Annotated in this window: 18 protein-coding genes and 3 pseudogenes; 9 read left to right on the forward strand and 12 right to left on the reverse strand. The window is 71.8% G+C overall.

The genetic code is table 11. From position 1 onward, the window contains the following. Window positions 1–18: 18 nt before the first annotated feature. From AMETH_RS21095 to AMETH_RS21105, 3 genes are read right to left on the reverse strand one after another with little or no spacing between them, the layout of a single operon-like run. Window positions 19–981 carry a PDR/VanB family oxidoreductase gene (locus tag AMETH_RS21095; protein WP_017983144.1) on the reverse strand — a complete coding sequence of 321 codons (963 nt, stop codon included), beginning with the start codon at window positions 979–981 and terminating at the stop codon, window positions 19–21. Then, entirely contained in the window at window positions 978–1,196 is a 219-nt protein-coding gene (locus AMETH_RS21100) for a hypothetical protein (RefSeq protein WP_017983145.1), read from the reverse strand. The genes AMETH_RS21095 and AMETH_RS21100 overlap by 4 nt, the downstream gene beginning before the upstream one ends. Next, on the reverse strand, window positions 1,193–2,239 hold the full coding sequence (locus tag AMETH_RS21105; protein WP_017983146.1) for an aromatic ring-hydroxylating dioxygenase subunit alpha: 1,047 nt from the start codon (window positions 2,237–2,239) through the stop codon (window positions 1,193–1,195). Before AMETH_RS21105 ends, AMETH_RS21100 begins: the two co-directional genes overlap by 4 nt. Window positions 2,240–2,318: 79 nt before the next feature. Between AMETH_RS21105 and AMETH_RS21110 the strand changes: the two genes are divergently transcribed. Next, window positions 2,319–2,837, forward strand: coding sequence for a carboxymuconolactone decarboxylase family protein (locus AMETH_RS21110; protein ID WP_223842892.1), 519 nt, complete (start codon window positions 2,319–2,321; stop codon window positions 2,835–2,837). Continuing rightward, a complete protein-coding gene (locus tag AMETH_RS21115) occupies window positions 2,827–3,288 on the forward strand; it encodes a mycothiol transferase (RefSeq protein WP_017983148.1) in 462 nt (153 codons plus the stop codon). The genes AMETH_RS21110 and AMETH_RS21115 overlap by 11 nt, the downstream gene beginning before the upstream one ends. Here the strand turns inward: AMETH_RS21115 and AMETH_RS21120 are convergent. Beyond that, window positions 3,278–4,804 carry an AMP-binding protein gene (locus tag AMETH_RS21120; RefSeq protein WP_017983149.1) on the reverse strand — a complete coding sequence of 509 codons (1,527 nt, stop codon included), beginning with the start codon at window positions 4,802–4,804 and terminating at the stop codon, window positions 3,278–3,280. The two genes, AMETH_RS21115 and AMETH_RS21120, sit on opposite strands and share 11 nt — an antisense overlap. Further along, a complete protein-coding gene (locus tag AMETH_RS21125; protein WP_017983150.1) occupies window positions 4,801–5,676 on the reverse strand; it encodes a 4-hydroxyphenyl-beta-ketoacyl-CoA hydrolase in 876 nt (291 codons plus the stop codon). The genes AMETH_RS21120 and AMETH_RS21125 overlap by 4 nt, the downstream gene beginning before the upstream one ends. Window positions 5,677–5,873: 197 nt before the next feature. Here AMETH_RS21125 and AMETH_RS21130 point away from each other — a divergent pair, with 197 nt between their 5' ends. The 5 genes and pseudogenes from AMETH_RS21130 to AMETH_RS21145 all read left to right on the forward strand — a co-directional run bounded on the left by AMETH_RS21130 (window position 5,874) and on the right by AMETH_RS21145 (window position 11,569). Next, window positions 5,874–8,408 carry an MFS transporter gene (locus tag AMETH_RS21130; RefSeq protein ID WP_017983151.1) on the forward strand — a complete coding sequence of 845 codons (2,535 nt, stop codon included), beginning with the start codon at window positions 5,874–5,876 and terminating at the stop codon, window positions 8,406–8,408. Further along, window positions 8,405–9,151 (forward strand): MSCRAMM family protein, encoded by a 747-nt coding sequence (locus AMETH_RS21135; RefSeq protein WP_017983152.1) that lies wholly within the window; start codon window positions 8,405–8,407, stop codon window positions 9,149–9,151. Before AMETH_RS21130 ends, AMETH_RS21135 begins: the two co-directional genes overlap by 4 nt. Before the next feature lie 441 nt (window positions 9,152–9,592). After that, a pseudogene (locus AMETH_RS40555) lies at window positions 9,593–9,835 on the forward strand (ATP-binding protein); the annotation flags it as partial. 64 nt (window positions 9,836–9,899) lie between these two features. Then, window positions 9,900–10,448: pseudogene (locus AMETH_RS42690) on the forward strand (hypothetical protein); the annotation flags it as partial. Beyond that, window positions 10,358–11,569: a styrene monooxygenase/indole monooxygenase family protein gene (locus AMETH_RS21145; RefSeq protein ID WP_026153955.1), complete on the forward strand. Its 1,212-nt coding sequence runs from the start codon at window positions 10,358–10,360 to the stop codon at window positions 11,567–11,569. The pseudogene AMETH_RS42690 and the gene AMETH_RS21145, both read left to right, overlap by 91 nt. 34 nt (window positions 11,570–11,603) lie before the next feature. Here the strand turns inward: AMETH_RS21145 and AMETH_RS21150 are convergent, their stop codons facing one another. The 7 genes and pseudogenes from AMETH_RS21150 to AMETH_RS21175 all read right to left on the reverse strand — a co-directional run bounded on the left by AMETH_RS21150 (window position 11,604) and on the right by AMETH_RS21175 (window position 16,071). Then, window positions 11,604–12,092, reverse strand: a complete 489-nt coding sequence (locus AMETH_RS21150; protein WP_017983155.1) for an AMIN-like domain-containing (lipo)protein — start codon at window positions 12,090–12,092, stop codon at window positions 11,604–11,606. A 722-nt stretch (window positions 12,093–12,814) separates the two neighbouring features. Next, the gene (locus AMETH_RS21155; protein WP_017983156.1) at window positions 12,815–13,093 is read right to left on the reverse strand and encodes a PRC-barrel domain-containing protein; all 279 of its coding nucleotides are present in this window, start codon (window positions 13,091–13,093) and stop codon (window positions 12,815–12,817) included. Continuing rightward, window positions 13,080–13,475: a hypothetical protein gene (locus tag AMETH_RS21160; RefSeq protein WP_017983157.1), complete on the reverse strand. Its 396-nt coding sequence runs from the start codon at window positions 13,473–13,475 to the stop codon at window positions 13,080–13,082. Before AMETH_RS21160 ends, AMETH_RS21155 begins: the two co-directional genes overlap by 14 nt. Next, window positions 13,472–14,221, reverse strand: a complete 750-nt coding sequence (locus tag AMETH_RS41625) for a divalent metal cation transporter (RefSeq protein WP_267283489.1) — start codon at window positions 14,219–14,221, stop codon at window positions 13,472–13,474. Before AMETH_RS41625 ends, AMETH_RS21160 begins: the two co-directional genes overlap by 4 nt. Continuing rightward, window positions 14,149–14,598: pseudogene (locus AMETH_RS41630) on the reverse strand (divalent metal cation transporter); the annotation flags it as partial. The gene AMETH_RS41625 and the pseudogene AMETH_RS41630, both read right to left, overlap by 73 nt. 101 nt (window positions 14,599–14,699) lie before the next feature. Continuing rightward, window positions 14,700–15,137, reverse strand: a complete 438-nt coding sequence (locus AMETH_RS21170; RefSeq protein ID WP_017983158.1) for a hypothetical protein — start codon at window positions 15,135–15,137, stop codon at window positions 14,700–14,702. A gap of 40 nt (window positions 15,138–15,177) precedes the next feature. After that, window positions 15,178–16,071: an IS982 family transposase gene (locus AMETH_RS21175; RefSeq protein ID WP_017983093.1), complete on the reverse strand. Its 894-nt coding sequence runs from the start codon at window positions 16,069–16,071 to the stop codon at window positions 15,178–15,180. A gap of 167 nt (window positions 16,072–16,238) precedes the next feature. Here AMETH_RS21175 and AMETH_RS21180 point away from each other — a divergent pair, with 167 nt between their 5' ends. Further along, entirely contained in the window at window positions 16,239–17,402 is a 1,164-nt protein-coding gene (locus tag AMETH_RS21180; RefSeq protein WP_026153225.1) for a S1C family serine protease, read from the forward strand. Between the two features lie 29 nt (window positions 17,403–17,431). Next, window positions 17,432–18,259 (forward strand): SDR family oxidoreductase, encoded by an 828-nt coding sequence (locus tag AMETH_RS21185; RefSeq protein WP_017983160.1) that lies wholly within the window; start codon window positions 17,432–17,434, stop codon window positions 18,257–18,259. The last annotated feature ends 75 nt before the right edge of the window (window positions 18,260–18,334 follow it).

An 18,334-nucleotide genomic window follows, 5' to 3' on the forward strand; every position in this document is an offset into this window, starting at 1 on the left:
ATCCTGCCCCGCGCCGGCCTACAGGTCCAGCACGAGCCGCGGCCCGCACGAGCGCGACACGCAGATCATCATCGTGTCGTTCGCCGCGCGCTCCTCGTCGGTGAGCAGCGAGTCGCGGTGGTCCGGCACCCCGTCGAGCACCGGCGTCTCGCACGTCCCGCAGGTGCCCTCCTGGCACGACGACAGCACGCTCACCCCGGCTTCCTCGACCGCGGCCAGGATCGACTTGTCGGGGGGCACGGTCACGGTCCGGCCGGACGCGGCGAGCTCCACCTCGAACGTCGTCCGCTCCCCCGCGTCCGCGCCTGCCTTGGGCGAGAACCGTTCCACGTGCAGCGAGCCCGGCGGCCACACGGCGCAGCGCTGCTCGACCGCCGCCAGCAACGGCTCCGGCCCGCAGCAGTACACCGCCACGCCGTCGCGCGGTGCGCCCAGCAACTCGCCCAGGTCCAGCAGCCCGGTCTCGTCCTGCGGCCGGATATCGACGCGGTCGCCGTAGCGCGCCACCAGCTCCTCGCGGAACGCCATCGACGCCCGCGACCGCCCGCCGTACACCAGCCGCCAGTCGGCGCCGGACGCCTCGGCCCGCACGATCATCGGCACGATGGGCGTGATCCCGATCCCGCCCGCGACGAACAGGTACCGCGGCGAGTCCACGAGCCGGAAGTGGTTGCGCGGCCCGCGGACCCGCACGGTGTCCCCTGTGGACAGACGGTCGTGCACCCAGGCCGATCCGCCGCGCCCGTCCGGCTCGCGCAGCACCGCGACCTGCAGCACGCCGCGGTCCGCGGGATCCCCGCACAACGAGTACTGCCGCACCATCCCCTCGCCGAGCACGAGGTCCAGGTGCGCCCCCGGCTCCCACTCCGGCAGCGGGTCGCCCGCGGGGTGCCGCAGGGTCAGCCGCACCACGCCCGCGGCGAGTTCTTCCTTGCGCTCCAGGAGAACGTCGAGTTCCACTTCGGTCAGCACCGCCGTCATCGCGCGCTCCCCGCTCCGGCGAGCACCGGGTCACCGGCGGGCGCCGGGTCGTCGTGGCCGTCGGGATGGGCCAGCAGCCACTCCCACAGCTCGACCGGATCCTCCGACTCGTGCTCAGCGCCGCAGTGGCAGACGCCGACGAGGACGTCGGCGCCCAGTTTCCAGTGGATGCGGTACACGGTGTCGCCGTGCAGCATCGCGGTCCGTTCGGTCATCGCGTGGCGGCCTTCTCCGGTTCGCCGGCCATCTTCTTCAGGATGCGCCGCGCTGCCAGGCCGCCGGTGTCGATGTTGACCGACAGCTCCTGGTAGCCCTGCGGCTCGGCCTGGATGACCCGCTCCAGGATGTCGAGCGCCTCCACGTCCTGCAGCACCACGGTGCGGTTGCTCTGCGCGAGGAAGTCGGACACCTCCTGGTCGCCGAGCGCGAAGTCCCGTGCCACGGCCCAGAAGTCGTGGGTCGAGTGCTCGGTCTCGGGGGTGATCGCGTAGACGACCTCGACGTGGAACCCGTCCGGATCGGTGCCGTCGGCGTTGGGCAGCACGCCGACCGGCGCGATGCGGCTGTGCAGCAGGTACAGGCACGGCGGGTGGTACTCGATGTCCTGCCAGCGCGTGATGCGGCCCTGGATGCCGGTCGACTTCGCGTAGAACGGCGGGCAGGCGGCGTCGTCCATGTGGCGGCTGACGTAGATGATCCGCCGGTCCTCGTCGACCTCGGTGGTGATCGGGGTGTTGGCGACCTCCGGCGTGCCGATGTAGCCGCCGTGCAGGTAGGTCTCGTGGGACAGGTCCATCAGGTTGTCCACGAGCAGGTCGTAGCGTGCGGCCAGCGGTTCCATGCCGCACACGGTGGTGTAGGCGGGGTCGGCGAGCCACGGCGCGCGCGGGATGAGCGTGGTGTCGGCGCGGGCGGGGTCGCCGATCCACACCCACACGAACGAGTCCTGCTCGACGACCGGGTAGGACGGCACCCGCGCGGTACGCGGGATCCGCGACTGGCCGGGCACGAACACGCAGCTGCCGGAGGGTTCGTAGGTGAAGCCGTGGTAGCCGCAGACGATGCGGTCACCGTCCAGGCGGCTTTCCGACAGCGGGTAGCGGCGGTGCACGCAGCGGTCGGCCAGCGCGACGACTTCCCCGGCTTCGGTACGGTAGAAGACGATGGGCTCGCCCAGGATCGTCCTCGCCAGCAGGTCCCGTCCGACCTCGCTCCCGTAGGCGGCGACGTACCACTGGTCGCGCACGAACGCAGTCATCTGCAGCTCCTTCGGTGTAGATGCGACGACCACACTTTCGCTGCCGGACGCGGGCCGGGACCAGCCGTGTTTTCAGCAGGTGAAAGCTCACCGGCGGAGCGGATTCGACGAGTTCGCGGCCGAGCCGGGTCTCGAAGCACCACCTGGAGGAGGTCCGCTGCCCCGGATCGCGCCCCTGACCCCGCCCTATCCGCCTGCCATCGAGGACGCCCTGCGGCGCTGGATGGCGCCGCACGTCGCGCACGATCCGCTGGTGCTCTTCCGCGTGCTGCACCGGCACCCGGAGCTCGCGTCGCGGATGGGGGCGCTCGGCGCCGGCCTGCCCGCCCACGGAGAACTCCCCGTCGCCGACCGCGAGCTGGTCATCGCCCGAACCTGCGCGCGCTCCGGGTGCGAGTACGAATGGGGCGTGCACGCGGTGGTGTTTCCCGAGCACACGGCGGACGAGCTGGCCGCGCACCTGCCCGCCCCCCAGCTGCTGGAGTTCCTGGTGCCGGCCGGCTGGTACCGGACGATCACCGGGCTCGCCAACGCCCTCGCCCTGCCACCCGAACCCTGGGCGGCGCGCTTCGGGGACAATGCTGATCATGCTGGATGAGGAGAGCTTCCTGTTCTTCACCGATCGCGCGCTCGACGGGATGACGGCGATCCTCGCCGGCCTGGGTGACGAGCTGGCCAGCACCCGGCTGCCGGGCGCGAACACGCCCTACGCCATCGTGAACCACTGCCTCGGTGTGATCGCGGCCTGGGCCGGGCAGGTCGTCGCGGGCCGCACCGTGCACCGCGACCGTGAGGCCGAGTTCACGGCTGCCGGGCCGATCGCACCGCTGCTCGACCGCGTCGCGCGGGCGCGGGAGCGACTGCGTGAGGATGTCGCGGCCGCCGATTTCGACGCCCCGCAGCGCGGCGAGGTGCCGGACAAGTACGCGACCACGCCGGCCGGACGGCGACAGGGCGCCGCACTCGTGCACGTCTACGAGGAACTGGCCCAGCATCACGGTCAGCTCGAGCTGACCCGCGACATCCTGCTGGCCTCCGTCAGGTCCTGAGCAGCCGCCGCAGGATCTTGCCCGTCGGGGACTTCGGGATCTGCTCCACGAACTCGACCTCGCGCACCTTCTTGTACGGCGCGACGCGCTCGGCCACGAACGCCATCAGTTCGTCCGCTTCGACGGCGCCCTCGGCGACCACGAACGCCTTCGGCGCCTCGCCGCCCTCGGTGTGCGGCACGCCGACCACCGCGGCGTCCAGCACGGCCGGGTGGGTCAGCAGCACGGCCTCCAGCTCGGCGGGCGCCACCTGGTAGCCCTTGTACTTGATCAGCTCCTTGAGCCGGTCGACGACCCAGAACACGCCGTCGTCGTCGACGCGGACCAGGTCGCCGGTGTGCAGCCAGCCGCCGGTGATGGTCGCGGCGGTGGCGTCCGGGTCATCCAGGTAGCCGTCCATCACCTGCGGGCCGCGGATCAGCAGCTCGCCGGTCTCGCCGGGGGCGACGTCGGTGTCCGTGCCGGGGGCCACGATACGTGCCTCGGTGTTCGGCGACAGCCGTCCCACGCTGCCCGGCGGGGTCACCGCGAAGTCGTCGTCGAACACCTGGTGCGTGCCAGGGCTGGCCTCGGTCATGCCGTAGCCCTGCCGGATCAGGCAGCCCAGCCGCCGTTCCGCGCGCTCGGTCACCTCCACGTCCAGCGGCGCCGCCCCGCACAGCGCGAACCGCAGGCTGGACAGGTCGTGGTCCTCCACGTGCGGCGCGGTGGCCAGCGCCAGCACCATCGGCGGCGCGAAGTAGGCGCGCGTCACCCGGTGCGCGGCCAGCGTCCGCAGGTACTCGTCCAGCTCGAACCGCGGCAGCGTCACCACCTTCGCGCCGCCGAGCAGCCCGGAGTTGAGGATGATCGTGAAGCCGTAGATGTGGAAGAACGGCAGCACCGCGGCCTGCACGTCGTCCGGGCCGATCCGCCACCCGGCCCGCGTCTGCGCCAGGTTCGCCACGAGGTTGCGGTGCGTCAGCCGCACACCCTTCGGGATCCCGGTGGTGCCGCTGGAGAACGGCAGGACCGCGACCGTCGTGGCCGGGTCCAGGTCCAGCTCCGGCGCCGGCCCGTCGGTGAACAGCGACGTGAACGAGCGGGCACGCGGGTGCTCGCCCAGCACGAGCACCTCGCCGGCGACCTCCAGCGCCTTGTCCACGACGGGTTCCGCGGCGATCAGCAGCCGCGCCCCGGACAGCCGCAGCTGCTTGGAGATCTCCCCTGGCGTCAGCGCCGGGTTGACCGGGGTGACCGCGGCCCCGGCCGCGATCGCCGCGTGCAGGGCGACCACGAACGACGGCTGGTTGTGGCTCATCAGCGCGACGACGTCACCAGGCCCGACGCCGTGCGCCGCGAGGCCCGCAGCCCCGGCCGTGACCGCCGCGCGCAATTCGGCGTAGGTCAGGCTTTCGCCGGTGCGGCCGTCGACGAGCGCGGTCGCGTCGCCGAACCGGGCCGCGCCGCCGATCACGAACTCGGTGAGCGTGACGTCGGGGATCTCGACGTCCGGCAGCGGGCTGCGGTGGATCATCCCCGCTCCTGGGCCAGGCCGAGCACGCGGACGGCGTTGTCCTTGAGGATCTTCGGGCGCACGTGGTCCTTGATGTCCAGCCGCGCGAAGTCGGCCATCCACCGGTCCGGTGTGATCAGCGGGTAGTCCGAGCCGAACAGCACCTTGTCCTGCAGGAGGCTGTTGGCGTAGCGGACCAGCTGCGGCGGGAAGTACTTGGGCGACCAGCCGGAGAGGTCGATGTAGACGTTCGGCTTGTGCGTGGCGACGGCGAGCGCCTCGTCCTGCCACGGGAACGACGGGTGGGCCATGATGATCGTCAGATCCGGGAAGTCGATGGCCACGTCGTCGAGCAGCATCGGGTTGGACAGGCCGAGCCGGACTCCCCCGCCGCCGCGCATGTTCGCGCCGATACCGGTCTGGCCGGTGTGGAACAACGCGGGCAGGCCGTGCTCTTGCGCGATCTCCAGCAGCGGGTACGCGCTGCGGTCGTTCGGCGCGAAATCCTGCAGGCTCGGGTGGAACTTCAGGCCGCGCACGCCGTGGTCGGCGATGAGCCGCTCCAGCTGCCGGGCGCCCGCCCTGCCCTTGGCCGGGTCGATGCTGGCGAACGGGATGAGCACGTCGGGGTGCTTGGCCGCCGCCACCGCGATCTCCTCGTTGGACAGCGCGGGGTGCCCGGTGAACGCCTCGATGTCGACGGTGAACAGCACCGCCCCGATGCGGCGCTCGCGGTAGTAGGCCGCGATCTCGTCGATGGTCGGGCGCCGGGCGTCGGCACCGAAGTAGGCCGAGGACGCCTCGACGAAGTCGTCGGGCAGGGACAGGTGCCCGTGGTCGTCGGTCTCGACGTGGACGTGCACGTCGATCGCCTCGAGCTGGCTGGGATCCATGGTTATCAGGTGTACTGATATGTATCCGCCGCTGTCAACGCCGCTTCTGCTCGCCGGAAGTGTCCGCTTCATTGCACATTCTCCGGAAATGCGCCGCAGAATGCGATCCGGATCACCGCTCACACAGTGCGAGCTTGGTCATCCGATCCGGCGAAAATCAGTTAGCATAGGTCAACTAATTTTCGCTGGTTGGAGTGATGGAAGTGCAGCCTGCGCTCGGTCCCCGCTACAAGTGGATCGCGCTGTCCAACACGACACTGGGCATGCTCATGGCCACGATCAACTCCTCGATCGTGCTCATCGCGCTGCCGGACATCTTCCGCGGCATCGACATCAACCCGCTGGAGCCGTCGAACACCAGCTACCTGCTGTGGATGATGATGGGCTTCCTCGTCGTCACAGCGGTGCTGGTGGTCGGTTTCGGCCGGCTGGGCGACATGTACGGCCGCGTGCGCATGTACAACCTGGGTTTCGCGGTCTTCGCGGTGTCGTCGGTCTTCCTGGCGATCACGTGGATGAACGGCGGCGCGGCGGCGATCTGGATGATCGCCTGGCGCATCGTCCAGGGCATCGGCGGCGCGTTCCTGATGGCCAACTCCAGCGCGATCCTCACCGACGCCTTCCCCAAGCACCAGCGCGGCATGGCGCTGGGCATCAACGGCGTCGCCGCGATCGCCGGCTCCTTCCTCGGCCTGGTGATCGGCGGTCTGCTCGGCCCGGTCGAGTGGCGGCTGGTCTTCCTCGTATCCGTCCCGTTCGGCGTGTTCGGCACCATCTGGGCCTACCTCAAGCTCAAGGACACCAGCGAACGCCACCACGCGAAGATGGACTGGTGGGGCAACCTGACCTTCGCGGTCGGCCTCATCGCCGTGCTCGTCGGCATCACCTACGGCATCCAGCCCTACGGCGGGCACACCATGGGCTGGACCAGCCCGTTCGTGCTGTCCTGCCTCATCGGCGGTGCCGTCGTCCTGGTCCTGTTCTGCGTCATCGAGACCAGGGTCGCGAACCCGCTGTTCAACCTCGGGCTGTTCAAGATCCGCGCGTTCACCTTCGGCAACCTGGCGAACCTGCTCGCCTCGCTGGGCCGCGGCGGCCTGCAGTTCGTGCTGATCATCTGGCTGCAGGGCATCTGGCTGCCGCAGCACGGCTACAGCTTCGAGAAGACCCCGCTGTGGGCCGGGATCTACATGCTGCCGCTGACGATCGGTTTCCTCGTCTCCGCGCCGGTGTCGGGCATCATCTCCGACCGCATCGGCGGGCGGCTGCTGTCCACCGGCGGCATGCTGATCACGGCCGTCAGCTTCGTCCTGCTGGAAGTCCTGCCGGTCGACTTCAACTACTGGGCCTTCGCCGCGATCCTGCTCCTCAACGGGCTCGGCATGGGCCTGTTCACGTCGCCCAACCGGGCCGAGGTGATGAACAGCCTGCCGAACAACGCGCGCGGCGCGGGCGCCGGGATGACCGCGACCTTCCAGAACTCCGCGATGGTGTTGTCCATCGGCTTCTTCTTCAGCCTGATGATCGCCGGGCTCGCCGACCACCTGCCGTCGGCGATGGCGCAGGGCCTGACCGCGAACGGCGTGCCCGCCGCCGACGCGAACCAGATCGCGTCGCTGCCGCCGGTCGGCGTGCTGTTCGCCGCGTTCCTCGGCTACAACCCGATCGAACAGCTCCTCGGCGGCGTCCTGCACACCCTGCCGCCGGACCAGGCCGCCTACCTGACCGGCCGCAGCTTCTTCCCGCAGCTGATCTCCGGGCCGTTCGCCGACGGCCTGACCGCCGCGTTCTGGTTCGCGATCATCGCCTCCGTGGTCGCCGCGCTCGCGTCCTGGTTCACCGGCCACGCTCGCAAGCCCGCGCCGGGGCAGCCGCACGAGACCGTGGGCTCCGAACTCGCCGCCGCGGTGGGCGACCTGGTCGACGTGAGCGAGCACGACACCGTCGCCACCGCGCCCGGCCGGATCGCCGGCCGCCTGCGCACCTCGGGCGGCAACGCGCTCGCCGGCGGCGTGGTGACGGTGACCGGCGCGGACGGCAGGCAGGCCGGCCGCACCCGGGCCGGCGCGGACGGCGGTTACGCGGTCTCCGGCCTGCGCCCCGGCACCTACACGCTGATCGTCACCGCGCCCGGGTTCCAGCCGGAGGCCGCCGCGGTCACCCTCAACGGGTCCGGGGCCGTGCGCGACTTCGTCGTGTCGGGCTGCGGGATCGTGACCGGGATAGTGCGCCGCGCCCCCGGCGGCGCCGGAGCCGGCGACACGGCGGTGGTCGCCACCGACGGCGGCGGCCAGGTGGTCGGGCAGACGCGCACCCTCGACGACGGCACGTTCCAGCTGACCGGCCTGCCCGCCGGGGAGATCACGGTGACCGCGCACCTGGACGGCCACCGCCCGGAGGCCGCCACCGTCGTGGTGTCCGGCACCGAACCGGCCGTGGCCGACCTGCTGGTCCAGGCCGCCGGGACGCTGCGCGGCACCGTCACCGGGGCGGACGGCCGCCCGGTGCCCGGCGCGCGCGTCGCCGTCAGCACCGCCGCGGGCGAGTTCGCCGCGGCCGCGGTGACCGACGAGCACGGCGGCTACTCGGTGGACGACCTCGCACCCGGCGACTACACCGTGGTGACCAGCCTGTTCGAGCCCGTCGTGCGGCAGGTGGACCTGAGCGGCGGCGAATCGGCCACCGTCGACGTCGACCTGCACGCGGGCCGTCCCGAGCAGGCCCGCTCATGACCGAGGTGACCGGACGGGTGCGCGACACCCGGGACGCTCCCGTGCCCGGCGCCGCGGTCACGCTCGTCGACTCCGCCGGGCAGCAGATCGCCCGCGGCGCCACCGGCCCGGACGGCGGCTACCGGCTGCCCGCGCCCGGCCGGGGCGTCCACGTCCTGATCGCCTCGGCGCCGGCGTACCGGCCGGAGGCGGTCACTCTGACCGTCGGCGACACCGCGGCCGTCCTGGACCTCGTGCTGGACAGCGCGACCGGGCTCGGCGGCGTGGTCCGCTCGGCGGTCACCGGGGCGCCGGTCGCGGACGCGACGGTGACGCTGGCCGACGCCCGCGGCGAGGTCGTCGGGTCCTACATCTCCGGCCAGGGCGGCGAATACTCGTTCGGCGCCCTGCCCGCCGGGACGTACACGCTCGCCGTGAACGCGTCTGGCTACCGGCCGTCCGCGGTGGCGGTGAACATGACCGACGCGACCGTGCGGCGGGACCTGGAACTGGCCGAGGCCGCGGTCATCCACGGGACCGTGAACGTGCGCGACCTGCCGCGGCCGTGGCCGCGGATCACGGTGAGCCTGCTGGACGAATCGGGCGACGTCGCCCGGCGCACCCTCGCGGGCGAGGACGGGCACTACGCCTTCCACGACCTCGAACCCGGCACCTACACCGTCGTCGCTACGAGTTACGCACCGGTAAGGAAAGCGGCCCGCGTCGGCGGCGGCGACACCCGGCTGGACGTGCGGCTCACCTGAGCGTTTCCCGTGGCGGGACAAGCCGAACCACCTTCCGTCGATCACCGGGGCACGGTGCGTCAAGGTCGCGGAGAGTGGTGGACACGCGGGGTCGGAGTGGTTGCATAGCGTTCACCGGCGCGGGTTCGGCCACACGCGGGGGAAGGGGTCCCGGCGACGTTGAGGCCGCCGCACGTGACGAACCCAGGCAGTTGGGACGACATGGCGACGCGGGCTCGAGAACTGCTCAACCGCTCACGCGCGCTGCTGGACCTGCTCTCCCAGCTGGAGGAGATGGAGGCCAGGGAGGAGGACACCGAGCGGCTCGGCGAGCTGTGCCGGCTGGACCACCTCGCGACCCGGCTGCGCCGCAACGCGGAGAACCTGCGCGTGCTGGCGGGCCGCGACGCTACCGACACCGCGACCGAGACGACCTCGCTGGTCGACCTGGTGTGCGGCACGATGTCGTCGATCGACCAGTACGCCCGCGTCAACATCGGGCGGATCGTGTCGCTGGACGTGGTCGGCTTCGCGAGCGAGGACCTCAGCCGGCTGATCGCCGAACTGCTGGACAACGCGACGAAATCCTCGCCGCCGAACACCCCGGTGCGGGTCAGCGCCCACCTCACCGAGGCGGGCAGCGTGCTGGTGCGGATCGAGGACGAGGGCATCGGCCTGCCGCCGGACCGGCTGCAGGAACTCAACGACCGGCTCTCCGGCGAGCCGGTGCTCGACGACTCCTCGGTGCGGCACATGGGCCGGGGCGGTCGTGCGGCGGCTGTCCGCCCGGCACGACATGCGCACCCGGCTCGACCGCCGCGTCCCGCACGGCACCACCGCCTCGGTGCTGCTGCCCGCGGGTCTGGTCGCCGACCTGCCGGAGGCCAACTGGTCCGGCACCCAGACAGTGGTGTTCCCGCAGGCCCCGCGCAGCACGGCGGTGGCCGAGGCGCCCGCGCAGCCCCGCCACCGCGCCGGACTGCCCACACGCGAGCCCGCGCCACCGAAGCCGGCGCCGGCGCGCCGCCCCCAGCCTGGGTCGATGGTCGGCGGCACCACCGCCAGCGGCCTGCCGCGCCGCGTCTCGCACAGCCTGAAGAACCCCCAGGGGCAGGCGGCCTCGGCGCAGTCCGCGGCGGAGCCGACCCCCGCCGAGGACCGCGCCGCCGGGCACGAGAAACCGCTCGCCGAGGCGTTCGCGCTCAACCCGGACGTCCCGCTGGTCACCTGCGACGCCCGGGACAAGACGTCGGTGCTGGAGACCCTGCAGGAACTGGTGTCCTACACGCTGTCACTGGCCGAAGTCTCGGAGGGGGGCGGATCCGCGCCGCGTGGGTCACCTCGACCCAGTGCATGTTCGCCGACGCGCTCGCCATCGAGCGCAAGCACGGGCTCAACCTGTGGGACGACGTCGCTCCCCGCGTTGCTGGGCAAGGGTTTTCGATGGCCGGGCCGGACGGGCAGCGCGCGCTGAACTGGATCGCCTCGTGGGACGGCGGCCCGGCGCAGTCCATCGACCAGCGGGTGAAGATGGCGGCGTGGCTGAAGCTGTTCGAGGAGCGCGGCGGCAACGTCGTGATCCACGGCGTCACCACGGCCGACCTGAACGGCCCGGCGCGGCTCTACGAGCTGGTGATCGTCGCGGCGGGCAAGGGCGAGCTGGTGCAGCTGTTCGACCGCGGCCCGTCGCGATCCCCCTACACCAAGCCGCAGCGCCAGCTTTCGGTGTCCTATGTGCACGGTCAGGAGTCGCGTCCGGAGTGGCTGGGCACCACCGACGTGTGGATGAACATCATCCCGGGCGTCGGCGAGCTGATCAACATCCCGGGCTACACGTTGTCCGGGCCGTGCGACATCTTCTACGTGTCCGGCATTCCGGGCGGGCCGTTCGACGCGTTCGCCGGCCGGCCGCCGGCGGAGGAGCAGTTGCGGCGGCACCTGGAGCTGTTCCGGCAGTACATCCCGTGGGAGTACGAGCGGGCGAAGAACGCCGGGCTGACCGACGGCAAGGCGGTGCTGGTCGGCGGCTACCCGCCGGTCGTGCGGCGCCCGGTGGGCGAGCCGCCCTCCGGCGGGTTCGTGCTCGGCATGGCGGACGTGGTGGTGGCGAACGACCCGATCACCGGTCAGGGCGCGAACAACGCGGCCAAGTGCGCCGAGTCGTACCTGGGCAGCATCCTGGAGAACGGGGACCGGCCGTTCGACCGGACGTGGATGCAGGGGGCATTCGACCGGTACTGGGAGCACGCCCGGTGGGGCACGATGTTCACCAACGCGATGCTGCAGCCGCCACCGCCGCACGTGCAACAGATCCTCGGGGCGGCGCAGACGAACCCGGCCGCGGCGAAGCGGTTCGTGAACGGCTTCAACAACCCCACGGATTTCCAGCACTGGCTGCTGGACCCCGCCAAGACGGAGGAGTACCTGGCTTCGGTGTGACCGGGCGGCCGTCCGCGGCCGCCCGGCGCTCGTTTCAGTGGCCCACGTCGATGACGACGCGGGTCGGTGCGGTGAGCGTGAATACCCGGACCCAGGACTGGTACCGGGTGCCGAGGCCGATCGACACGTAGCCTTCGAAGTCCCCGGTCACCGCGACGGCCATGACGTTGCGGAGGTTGCGGGTGCGGAACTTGTCTGGCCCCGGGTAAGTGCGGTTGCCGTTGTCGTCGTGGGCGCGGGCCGGTGTGGTGGTGACGGCGACGAAGTGCTCGCCGGTGAGCCACACGATGTCGCCGGAGCCGTCGGCGATCAGCTCGTCGACCCACTGGTAGGACGTCTGGGGCGCGGGGCCCGTCATGTCCAGCACGATCCGGTCGAAGCCGGTGTTGAGGCCGGTGCGGATGTTCGTCATGGTGGCGACACCCGGTTGCGCACCGGCCGGCACCGCCGCGACGACGGCGCCGGAGAGCGCGAGCAAGGCGGCGGCGCAGACCGCGAAGAGCCGCCGTGGGGTGAGGGTCATCGGTGACCTCCTGCCGGGAGGGGATGGGGTTCCCAGCGCTGGTGCCTGAAGAGACGTGCCCGGTGGGGTGGAGGTTGTCCGGGTTCGGTCTCGGAACGGACACCGCACCCGCCGCGCCCGCCGGCCGGGCCGGAGTCGCGTGGGCAACGGCACCGATGACTCCGCACGGCCCCACCGGATGCGCCGGAGGCCCGTGGAACGGCGGCCCTGCCGAGGTTCCCACCCAGCCGCCGACTGACCGCGCCAACCTCGGCCCCGGCGGCCGCCACCGCACGGCCCGAGCGGTTCCGGCCGGCCACCTTGCCCATCGGCGGCCGCCATCGCGCGGCCCCAACGGGCAGCCACCGCGCCCCGGCGCACGCCCAGGCACCCAACAGCCGCCGGGCACCACCTGGCCGCACTCCCTCCGCCCCCGCCACGGGTCCCCCGCCCAGCTGTGCGCCTCCGGCCGCCACCGCGCCTCGGGTCACGCCCCAGCCCGCCGGCCGCGAACCACCACCTGCGCGCGCTCGGTCGCGCGCCGCGCACCGCCCTGCCAACGGGGCTCACCGCCAACCGCACCCCAGATCGCACGCCTCGCGGCGAGGCATCGCGCACACCCCACCCCGCCCGGGCGAACCGCCCAGGGCGAGCCCCGCGCCTCCCCTCCGGCCCAGGCACCGCGACACCGCCCACACCTCAGCGCCCACCGCCTCGCCCCGCCCCCTCCGGCAGCGCACCGCCTAACGTTCCCAGCGCACCTCCGCCCAGGGCACCTCCCGCATCCCCCGGTGCAGCACCTTCGCCAGCCACGCCAGCAGCATCGGCCCGCGCTGGCTGGTCCGCTCGTACCCCAGCAACCGCCCCCGGCGGCGAGGGGTCACCAGCACCGCGACGGTCCGTTCCCGGCCGAGCTCGTCCGGCCGCGTGATCAGGTCGGTCACCTTCCCGAGCGGACGGCCGCGCCCGTCGTACACCCGGCATCCCAGCAGGTCGCTCGCCCGCACCTCATCCCCCGGCATGTCCGCTCCCCGGGATCCGCGCGATCAGCTTGCCCCGCAACCACTTCTCCGGCGACGGCACCTCCAGCACCTCCGCGCGCAGCGACAGCCTCACCTCGCTGCTCACCTGCTTCACGTGGTCGTAGGTGATCCGCAGCGGCTCGGTCCGCCCGCCGCCCAGTCGCTCGGCCAGCCCGCACAGCACCTTCCCCAGCAGGCCGCCGATCCGCTGCCCGAGCGCGTGCTGCCCGACCAGCAACGCGACGACGTGGTAGGTGCCGTCCGCGTCGCGGGCCAGTTCGACGTCGTCGACCTTGCCGACCGGGTGCCCGTCGACGTCGACGATCTGCCGGTCCAGCAGGTGGAATTCGACCCGCAGCGGGTCCGGGCGGCCGTGGGTCATGTCTGCCCCATCCCGGTGATGATCATGAGCGGGATGGCCGCGACCGCGCCGACGACGACGACGATCAGGAACGTCACGCCGAGGAAGTTCGGCACCCGCCCGTTCGCGTGGTCGCCGAGGTAGTCCCGGTCGTTGGCGACGACCAGGATCGGCAGGTAGGTCAGCGGCAGCACCACGGCGCTGAACAGCAGCGACAGTTCGGTGATCTGCACCGGGTCGATCGTCGTCAGCAACGCCGCCGTGCCCAGCAGCACGCTGACCAGCACCACAGTGTGGAACCGCGCCGCCTCACGGGGTTTCACCAGCTTGCCCCACTGCCAGCCGAAGTACTGCGCGATCGAGTACCCGGTGGACAGCCCGGTCTCCAGCGCGGCGCCGAACGTGGCCGCGAAGAACCCGATCATCACCACGACCAGGCCCAGCTTCCCCAGCGCCAGCGCGACCGGCAGCGCGGTCTGGCTGAGCTGGTCGACCTGGATGCCGGCGGGGAAGAACATCGTCGCGGCGCAGCCCATGATCGCCAGTCCGAGCAGCCCGCCGAGGGGGAAGCCGACGAAGGTGTTGCTGCGCTCGGTCGCCAGGTCCTTCGTCGTCCACTTCTCCTCCCCCCGCCGGAGGAGAAGAAGAACACCTCGTACGGCGTGAGGGCGGAGGCGAACAGCGACACGGCGAGGTAACCCCAGGTGCCCCAGTTCTCCCCCTGCGGCGGGCCCGCGTGCGTGAGCTGCTCGGCGAAGGTGCCCCACGGCGGGTCGAGCGCGATCAGGGCGACCACGAACACCACCAGCGCCAGCCCCAACACGCCGAACACCTGTTCCATCACCTGGAACTTCACGCGCCACAGCACGATCCACACGGCGAACGCGGCCAGCGGCACCCACAGCACGTGCGGCAGGCCGCTGGCGAGCTGGATGGTGAGCGCGATGCCGCCGATCTCCGCGGTCAGGGTCAGCAACGTGACGAGGTAGGACCCGACGAGATTGGTCATCGCGATGCGCGGCCCGAGGCGCTCCCGCACCAGGTCGAACACGGGGCGGCCGCTGACCGCGGCGACCCGGCCCGCCATCTCGGCGAACACGCAGATTCCGACGACGCCGACGACCACGACCCACGCCTGCCGCATGCCGAAGCGGGCGCCGGACTGGGCGTTGGCGACCAGGTCGCCGATGTCGACGAACCCCCCGATGGCGGTGAGGATGCCGAGTGTGACGGCGATGAGCTTCTTCACTGGTGGCCCGCCACGAACGCGGTCAGCTCGTCGCCGACCCGCACCAGCTGGGTGTCCGCCGCGGCGATCCGGCCGGTGTCGCCCGAGTCCAGCGCCTCGCGGGCCTCGGTGACGCGCGCGACCGCGTCCTGCAGGTGCGGGTGCAGCTCGTCGTAGAGCTGCTGGGTCTCCGGGCTGGTGGGCGGCTCGCTGTCCAGTTCGTCGAGCGCCTTGGTGGCGGTGGCGAGCACGTCGTCGGTCGCCGCGGTGGCGAACGTGGGAAACAGGCGGCCCTCGGTGTGGGCCCGGATGACCTGGTGCAGGGTGCCGACGGCGGAGAGGCCCTCCTGCGCGCTGACGACCGCACTGTCCTCGTAGCTCGCTGCTGAGCTGCCGGAACAGGCGGTGAGCGTGACCGCGAGCGCGGCGCCCGCGAAAGCCGTCCTCCTCCGCATCAGGCCTGGTGTACCCCTAGACGAGTAATGCGTATCTCGGTTAGTGGTCGTAGGCGGTCAGTGATCGGGTGATGGGTTGGCCGGTGGCGCGGTTGTGCCAGATGGCGGCGGTGAGGGCCAGGAGGCGTTGGGCGACGCGGGTTCCGACGCCTTCGATGGTGCGTCCGCCGTGCTGTTCGAGGTCGAGTTGGCCTTTGAGGGTGTCGTTGACTGACTCGATGAGCTGGCGGATGGACTTGAGCAGCGGCTCGCCGGGATGGGGCCGGCGGTTGCGGTAGGACGGTCGGATCAGCCGGACCCCGCGCTCGGTGAGGTAGTGGTCGAGTTCGCGGGAGACGTAGCCCTTGTCGGCGATGATCAGCAGGCCGGGGCGGTCGGTGAGCAGGTGGGGTTCGTGGTCGCAGATCGCCATGAGTACCTGCCGCTCGTCGATCTTCGGGTCCGCCAGCGCCCAGGCCACCGGGAGTCCGGCAGGGGTGCAGACCAGATGCAGCCGCAGTCCCCAGAACCAGCGGGAGTGTGAGCGGCAGAAGCCGTACTTGGCCCAGCCGGCCAGCTCTGAGCGCTTGACCGTCGGTCGGGACCGGCCGCACTCCACCGGGGTGGAGTCGACGATCCAGGTGGTGTCGGTCCACAGGTCGGTATCGGCCGCCAGCCAGCGCATCACGTGCTTGATCAGTGGCAGCGCAGCGCGCAGGCGACGGTTGTAGCCGGACTGGCCGGGCAGGTAGCGGAACGCGCCGGGCATCCGGGCGGGCAGGAACCGCAGCCAGCGGGCCTCGGAGGTGAACCCCAGCAACGCCTGGGCGACGGCCAGCGTGACCAGCTCAGCGTCGGTCAGCTTCGGCGGTCTGCCCATCCGCCGCCTGCCCGCGAGATGGTCGTCGATCTTGACGTAGAGTGCGGTGAGAAGGGTGTTCAGGTCGGTCGTCACAAACTGATCTTGGACACCCTTCACCTCACTCCGGGCATCACCCCGACTTACGCATTACTCGTCTAGGTCAACTTGGCAAACGCGACCGGTTCTCAGGGGTTTCACGGCCGAGCGGCAGGCGATTCTCAGAGAAGCGGGGTTCACTGGAGGGCGGAGGAGGGGCACTCATGAGCTATTACCCACCGCAGTACGACCCCTGGGCGCCGCCACCCCCGCCGCCGCCACGCCGGAAGCGCGGGCTGGCCACGGCGCTCGCCGCGCTGGGCCTGGTGGTGCTGGTCGTGCTGGGTTTCGTCGCGTGGGACCTGGGCCGCGGGTCCCTGCCGCCGGGCAGCACTTCGTCGCCGCTGGAGCGGAGCCTGCGCAACGAGCAGAGCGGAAACTCGACGCTCGACGTGGCCGAGGTCGCGGAGAAGGTCGAGCCCGGCCTGGTCGACGTGTACTCGACGCTCGGGTACTCCGGGCAGCAGGCCGCGGGCACCGGCATGGTGCTCACCCAGGACGGCAAGGTCCTGACGAACAACCACGTGGTCGCGGGCGCGACCAGCATCAAGGTGACCGACGTGGACACCGGCCGCACCTACCGCGCCGAGGTCCTCGGGTACAGCCGGTCGCGGGACGTGGCGCTGCTGCAGGTGCGGAACGCCTCCGGGATGGGCACCGTCACCACGGGCGACTCGTCGGAGGTGTCCGTCGGCGATCCGGTCGTGGGGCTCGGCAACGCGGGCGGCGACGGCGGCGAACCCAGCGTGTCACCGGGGAAGGTCACCGCGCTGAACCAGTCCATCACCGCGACGGACGAGTCCACGGGCAGTTCCGAGCAGCTGACCGGGCTCATCCAGGTGGACGCGAACATCCAGTCCGGCGATTCCGGCGGCGCGCTGGCCGACGCCGAGGGCCGGGTGATCGGGATGAACACCGCGGCCTCGACCGGTTACCAATTCGGGCAGAACGAGCGCGCCGCCGGGGCGAGCGGCTTCGCCATCCCGATCGACGATGCGCTGAGCCTGGCCCGGAAGATCGAGGCGGGCCAGGGCTCCGACACCGTCCACATCGGACCGTCAGCGTTCGTCGGCGTGTCGGTGAGCGACGCGGGCGGCTCGGGTGCGCTGGTGCAGCAGGTGGTGCCCGGCGGACCGGCTGACGACGCGGGGCTCGTCGCCGGCGACGTCATCGTCGCACTGGACGGCCGCGCGGTCGGCTCGGCGACCGACCTGACCGCGGTGATGGACACCCTGCACCCCGGTGACCAGGTCGCGGTGACGTGGCTGGACCAGTCCGGGCAGCAGCGCAGCGCGACCGCCACCCTGGTCGAGGGGCCGGTGGGTTAGCCGTCCCGGGGCGAGGGTAGCTGGGAGGTATGACGAACACAGCTCCCCTGCCCGCGGAGCAGGGCGGACGGCCCCGGACGGCGATCGTGACCGGTTCCGACTCCGGCATCGGGCGGGCGATCGCCGTCGCGCTCGGTGGTGGCGGCGTGGACGTCGGCATCACGTGGCGCCGGGACGAAGAGGGCGCCAACGCGACCGCCGCGCAGGTGCGCGAAGCCGGCGCGCGCGCCGAGGTACGGCAGCTCGACGTCGGCGACCTGCCCATGGCGGCGGCCGCGATCGACGAGCTCGCCGAGGCGCTCGGCGGGGTCGACGTGCTGGTCAACTGCGCCGGCACGGGCACCGGCCAGCGGGTGATGGACATGGACTTCGACACCTGGCGGCACGTGCTGAGCATCGACCTGGACGGCGCGTTCCTGTGCGCGCAGCGGGCGGCGCGGCACATGATCGACGCCGGTGGCGGCGGGCGGATCGTCAACATCACCAGCGTGCACGAGCACGCCCCGAAGGTCGGCGCGGCGCCCTACTGCGCGGCGAAGGCCGGGATGGGCATGCTGACCAAGGTGCTGGCGCTGGAGCTGGCCGAGCACGGCATCACGGTGAACTCGGTGGCGCCCGGCGAGATCTCCACGCCGATGACCGGCCAGACCGACGTGAACCCGCGCGACCAGGAGCGCCCCGGCGTGCCACTGGGCCGGACCGGGCACGCGGAGGAGGTCGCCGCCGTGGTGGCTTTCCTGACAACGCCCGCGGCAGGCTACGTGACCGGCTCGTCGTACGTGGTGGACGGCGGGATGCTCCTCATGGGCCCCCAGGGAGCCTCCGGCCTCGGCGACAACAGCTGGCGCAAGCTCTGAGGCGGCGCTGGATCTGAACCCGCGCTCGATCTGGGCCCGCGCTGGATCTGGGCCGGCGGCCGACACGGCGCCCGA

The sequence above is a fragment of the Amycolatopsis methanolica 239 genome (assembly GCF_000739085.1).
GTDB lineage: Bacteria > Actinomycetota > Actinomycetes > Mycobacteriales > Pseudonocardiaceae > Amycolatopsis_E > Amycolatopsis_E methanolica.